We start from the raw sequence: 5,393 nt of genomic DNA on the forward strand, positions 1-5,393 counted from the left end.
CAGGAATACAGCAATATCTTTGAGAAAGAGCGTGCACTATCACGCCGCTTCCAGAAAATTGATATTGTCGAGCCATCGCTGGACGATACCACCAAGATCCTGATGGGGCTGAAGCCAAAATACGAAGCGCACCATGAAGTACGCTTTACCAATAAAGCCATTCGTGCGGCCGTTGAGCTGTCGGCGAAATACATTAATGAACGTCATCTGCCGGATAAGGCTATTGATGTAATTGACGAGGCGGGTGCGCGTTGTCGCTTGGCTCCGGCCAGCCGTCGTAAGAAAACCGTCAATGTCAGTGATATCGAGGCAATGATTGCTAAGATGGCGCGTATTCCCGAGAAGTCGGTATCATCAAGTGATCGTGATGTCCTGCAGAAACTCGATAACAAGCTGAAAATGCTGGTGTTCGGCCAGGATCCTGCTATCGATGTGCTGACTGAAGCTATCAAGTTAAGCCGTGCAGGTCTGGGTGCTGATAATAAGCCAGTGGGTTCCTTCTTGTTTGCTGGCCCGACAGGGGTCGGTAAAACCGAGGTAACGGTACAGTTGGCACGAACGCTGGGTATTGAGCTACTGCGTTTTGATATGTCTGAGTACATGGAGCGCCATACGGTAAGCCGCTTGATTGGTGCACCTCCGGGCTACGTAGGGTATGACCAGGGTGGTTTGCTGACCGATGCCGTGATTAAGAACCCACATGCTGTCGTTCTGCTGGATGAGATCGAGAAGGCGCACCCGGATGTGTTCAATCTGCTGTTGCAGGTGATGGATAACGGTACGCTGACTGATAACAATGGTCGTAAAGCGGACTTCCGCAATGTGATCTTGGTGATGACCACCAATGCTGGTGTGAAAGAGACAGTACGTAAGTCGATTGGCCTGATTCAGCAGGATCACAGCCTGGATGCGATGTCGGAAATCAAGCGTGTCTTTACCCCTGAGTTCCGTAACCGTCTTGATGGCATTATCTGGTTCAATCACCTTGAGAAAGACGTTATTTCGCAAGTGGTTGATAAGTTTATCGTTGAGCTGCAGGCTCAGTTGGATGCCCGTGGCGTATCGATGGAAGTGTCGTCAGAAGCGCGTGAGTGGCTGGCGAATAAAGGGTATGACAAAGCAATGGGCGCACGTCCGATGGCCCGTGTTATTCAGGATAACCTGAAGAAACCGATGGCAAACGAGTTGCTGTTTGGTTGCCTGGTAAACGGCGGCTCGGTACGAGTTGATATCGTCAATGACGAATTGGACTTCCAGTTCAGCAGTGAAATGGAACCAGCCCACTAACAGCAAGCTTTTGATGTGAAAATAACCGCCTTATGGCGGTTATTTTTTATCTTTCGCAAAAATAAAACCCGACACATTGGCCGGGTTTTATTTGCATTCTTTAATCTTGGATTAAGATTAACGCGCGCGGAAGACGATGCGGCCTTTAGTCAGGTCGTATGGAGTCAGTTCCACAGTTACCTTATCACCAGTAAGAATACGGATGTAGTTCTTGCGCATTTTACCAGAGATGTGAGCGGTAACTACGTGACCGTTTTCCAGCTCAACGCGGAACATTGTGTTAGGTAGTGTATCTAGTACAGTACCTTGCATTTCAATTACGTCTTCTTTTGCCATTGAATCCTCTTAGGCTACCAGCCATGCTTCTGATCGGGCCGGATAATGCCTTGAAACTGTTTGAGTGTAAAGTTTAGGCCGCAATTTTACCCTTGCCGTTACCCTTTGTCAGCTATTGTGACGTATTAAAACGTATTTTCTCGTTTTTTTATCAGATTCTGAGCGCTTGTATAGGTAATCAATGGCCTATTGCCAGCAACCATCGATCAGCTTCTGGTAGGGTTTGAAGCGAACTTTGTAGTTCATGGCCTTGCAGCGATCTATCTGATAACCGGGATAGAGCCACTTTCTGCCGGTTTGCCTGCCGTATTGGATCTGGTACAGCACGCAGAGTGTACCGAGCGAGAGTGATGACTCCGGCTCAAAGAAACTGTAGACGGCGCTGAGCGCATCATCGAAGACATCGGTGATGGCAACAGCAATTAACTTGTCGTCCTCATAGACGTGCAGAAATAATGTATCCATCCAGGCAGCGGTGCAAAAGTCAAAAAACTGCTCCTTATTGGCTGGATACATAGTTCCCCCGGCATGCCGCAGGCGGATGTACCGCTCGTAAAGAGCAAACCAGTTTGGGTCGAGTTCGGGCTTAAACTCCCAGCGTAGCTTCTTCATCTGGTTCAACTGGCGTTTCTGGCTTTTCGACGGGGCAAACTGCTCGCAGTCGACACGTAGCGGCGTACAGGCCTGACAGGATTGGCACATCGGCCTGTATAGTGCATTACCACTGCGTCGATAGCCTGAAGCAATAAGTACGCCATAACCCAATGGCGTCATCCACTGGTGATCCATGACCACACCTAGCTGTTCCTGTTCACCAGGCAGGTAGTTGCAATCTGAAGTCGGGGTCAGACCGATTCTTAGCGATAGTTTGTTATAGCTGGTCATGAGTTTACTGATTGCAGCTCCCGGGGGTGGTAACAGCCTTCTTCTAGTATGGCATCTCTTTGCTGCTGCAAGAATTGCATAAATGGAGAACGCTCAATCTCTACCGCTCCTAGAGAGGCTAAATGATCGTTCATGATCTGACAGTCAATCAGTGTGCCTCCATGAGCGTGAAAGTGCTGACAGAAGAGCCACAGGGCAATCTTTGATGCATTATCGGCCAGAGAAAACATGGACTCGCCGCAAAATACTGTGCCGACCTGAACACCATAGAGCCCTCCAATCAGGGTGTCGTCCTGCCATACTTCAACTGAATGACAGTAGCCGAGGTTATGCATGAGCTGGTATGCCTGCATCATATCGGCAGTGATCCAGGTTTCTTCCGGCCCACGGCTGTCGGCACACAGGCGAATCACATCGTGACAGGCTTTGTTCAGGGTGACTTGGTACCCTGATTTGCGGAAAAATTTGCGTAAGCTCTTGCTTGGTCTGAATTTATCGGGAAGAAACACCGCACGCGGGGCCGGGCTCCACCAGAGGATGGGCTCACCCTCGGAATACCAGGGGAAAATGCCCTGGCGGTAGGCTGATAGCAGGCGTTCAGGGCGCAGATCACCGCCAAATGCCAGCAGTCCGTTGGGGTCGTCCAGCGCGGTTTCCGCCACCGGAAACTGTGTATTGACCGGATCAAGTTCCGGCAGATAGATAGCCATAAGTACTGTAGTCGTTGGTGCTTAATACAAGAATAAATAATATAGGTAGCTAGGTATACAGTTACCCCATTGAGGGAATTATATGATGAGAAAGTTCTTAATGTTACTGCTAATGCTTCCTCTTGTTGTAACAGCAGCACCCTATAACCGAAACGAGGCCCGTACGGTCAATAAAATTGTGTTCGGTGATGTCGATTCGGTACGTTATATCTCTCATCAGGAGGTAATCAACTCCCAGCGTAACGGGTGGGAAACCCTGCTTGGTGGTGTTGTCGGAGGATTGATTGGCAATCAGTTCGGTGGTGGCACCGGGCGTGAAGTTGCCACTGCAGTGGGGGCTGTCGCCGGGGCCGGTATTGCCCATAACCGTCAACCCGTCCAGAAGGTGGTTGATTATCGATTGGTTGAGCTGCTGATTAAAGCGGAGGATGGCAGGCTGATTGATGTGATTCAGGATGTCGACCAGCAGATGATTTTCCAGCGTGGAGACAGTGTGCGTATCCTCTATTTTGACGAAGGAGTAAGGGTCGATAAGGTTCTGTAACTTAAGGCTCAAAACAAAAAAGCGAGGGATCTGCATCCCTCGCTTAATCTTATCTAGTTTCTAGATCCGGTTGCACAGTTCGGCATAACGGCCGCCCTCGGCCAATAGCTTTTCATGCTGGCCGCGTTCAATGATTTCCCCTTCATCCATCAGGCAAATCTGATCCATCTGATCCAGCCCGACTAGACGGTGGGTGATGAACAACACCGTTTTGTCCTTGGCATGATCAAGCAGCAGCGAAATGATCTGCTGTTCTGTACGACGATCCAGTCCTTCGGTTGGCTCGTCCATCAGCAGGATGGGCGCATCATGCAATAGTGCTCGGGCAATACCGATTCGGCGGCGTTCGCCACCCGATATCTGACGACCACCTTCACCCAGCCAGGTATCCAGACCTTTGCCTTCAAGCAGGGCGTCAAGACCGACTTTGGCCAGCACGTCCCTAAACTCATCGTCAGAGCCGTTTGGTTTGGCAAGAAAAAGGTTCTCACGCAGTGAGCCATTGAACACATCGACGCGCTGGCTAACGACCGTGATCGCCTTTCGAAGTGACTCTTCATGCCATGTTGGAAGGGCGATACCATCAATGCTGATGTTGCCTTGCTGCGGATCCCAGTTGCGAGTCAGCAGTTGCAGCAGCGTCGACTTACCACAGCCGGTTCGACCTAGCAGGGCTAGTTTTTCGCCCTGCTTCAGCTCCAGAGAGACATTCTTGAGCACCGGTTCGTCGCTACCGTAGTAGGTATAGCTGATATTGCGAATACTGATGTCTCCGTTGACTTGTGCTTGATGACCGTTCGGATCAAACGGTGTATCAGGTGTCGCCTCGATAATTTCATTCAAGCGGCGGGCAGAGGTCAATGTCTGGCCAAGGTACTGGAATGCGCCGGCAACCGGCATCATGATCTCGAAGCTTGCCATAGTGGCAAAGGCAACCATGGCCACAAACGGATCAGGCGCTGCACCGCCAATGCCGTCGGCAGCAATCCAGGTGATCAGAACCAGTGTCCAGCCAGTAGCCGCCATCAGAATAGCATTGGCTAGGCCGGTCAGGCTTGCCATCTTGCGCTGGGCGGCCAGCAAGGCATCCTGCTCGGCAACTGTCTGCTCACGGTAGCGCTCTTCGGCGTTGAACAGTAGCAGCTCGGCATGACCCTGAATCCAGTCGAGTAACTTGACTCGGTAGTTGGCTTTGGCATAGGTCAGTGCTTCACCGTTGGTTTTACCGAGTCGGTAAAAGATAACCGGCAGAGTGAACATCAGCGCCAATAGAATAAAGCCCAGCGTCAGGCCGATAACAAGATCAAACCAGGCCAGAAAGCCGGTAATCGCCAACAGGGCAATAACGCCGATGATCAACGGGCTGACAAGACGCAGATACACATGGTCCATGGCATCTACGTCGGCAACTAGGCGGTTGAGCAGATCTGCATCCCGCAGGTTTGCCTGGCGACCGGGGATCAGCGGCGTCAGCTTGCGAAAGAAGAACAGACGCAGATCGGCAAGTAGCTTGAAGGTGGCGTTGTGGCTCACAACACGTTCACCCCAGCGGCCAGCAGTACGTGCCATCGAGAAGCCCCGTACACCGGCTCCCGGCAGCATATAGTTGAAGGTTTCCCGGGCAATGGTAA

6 protein-coding genes are annotated in these 5,393 nt (G+C 51.1%); 2 read left to right on the top strand and 4 right to left on the bottom strand.

What is annotated here, in order from left to right; all coding sequences use genetic code 11:
* The coding region (locus tag MHN01_RS15315) for an AAA family ATPase (RefSeq protein ID WP_239412138.1) at positions 1–1,287 on the top strand (1,287 nt) is incomplete at its 5' end.
* Between the two features lie 117 nt (positions 1,288–1,404).
* On the opposite strand, the gene infA is transcribed toward MHN01_RS15315, so the two are convergent.
* The 3 genes from infA to aat form a co-directional block, all read right to left on the bottom strand.
* Positions 1,405–1,623, bottom strand: a complete 219-nt coding sequence (gene infA, locus MHN01_RS15320) for a translation initiation factor IF-1 (RefSeq protein ID WP_005298441.1) — start codon at positions 1,621–1,623, stop codon at positions 1,405–1,407.
* Positions 1,624–1,809: 186 nt separating this feature from the next.
* The gene (locus MHN01_RS15325) at positions 1,810–2,508 is read right to left on the bottom strand and encodes an arginyltransferase (protein WP_239412139.1); all 699 of its coding nucleotides are present in this window, start codon (positions 2,506–2,508) and stop codon (positions 1,810–1,812) included.
* A complete protein-coding gene (gene aat / locus MHN01_RS15330; protein ID WP_239412140.1) occupies positions 2,505–3,218 on the bottom strand; it encodes a leucyl/phenylalanyl-tRNA--protein transferase in 714 nt (237 codons plus the stop codon). The genes MHN01_RS15325 and aat overlap by 4 nt, the downstream gene beginning before the upstream one ends.
* An 85-nt stretch (positions 3,219–3,303) precedes the next feature.
* Here aat and MHN01_RS15335 point away from each other — a divergent pair, with 85 nt between their 5' ends.
* Positions 3,304–3,762: a glycine zipper 2TM domain-containing protein gene (locus MHN01_RS15335; protein ID WP_239412142.1), complete on the top strand. Its 459-nt coding sequence runs from the start codon at positions 3,304–3,306 to the stop codon at positions 3,760–3,762.
* A gap of 60 nt (positions 3,763–3,822) precedes the next feature.
* Here the strand turns inward: MHN01_RS15335 and cydC are convergent.
* A partial coding sequence (gene cydC / locus MHN01_RS15340; RefSeq protein WP_239412141.1) for a cysteine/glutathione ABC transporter ATP-binding protein/permease CydC occupies positions 3,823–5,393 on the bottom strand: 1,571 nt, incomplete at its 5' end.

This window comes from Photobacterium sp. OFAV2-7 (assembly GCF_022347985.1).
GTDB lineage: Bacteria > Pseudomonadota > Gammaproteobacteria > Enterobacterales > Vibrionaceae > Photobacterium.

What these genes read in the sequence shown, in the direction of transcription:
- aat (WP_239412140.1), bottom strand. Translation starts at nt 3,218, where the DNA reads ATGGCTATCTATCTGCCGGAACTTGATCCGGTCAATACACAGTTTCCG.
- MHN01_RS15325 (WP_239412139.1), bottom strand. Translation starts at nt 2,508, where the DNA reads ATGACCAGCTATAACAAACTATCGCTAAGAATCGGTCTGACCCCGACT.
- MHN01_RS15335 (WP_239412142.1), top strand. Translation starts at nt 3,304, where the DNA reads ATGAGAAAGTTCTTAATGTTACTGCTAATGCTTCCTCTTGTTGTAACA.
- infA (WP_005298441.1), bottom strand. Translation starts at nt 1,623, where the DNA reads ATGGCAAAAGAAGACGTAATTGAAATGCAAGGTACTGTACTAGATACA.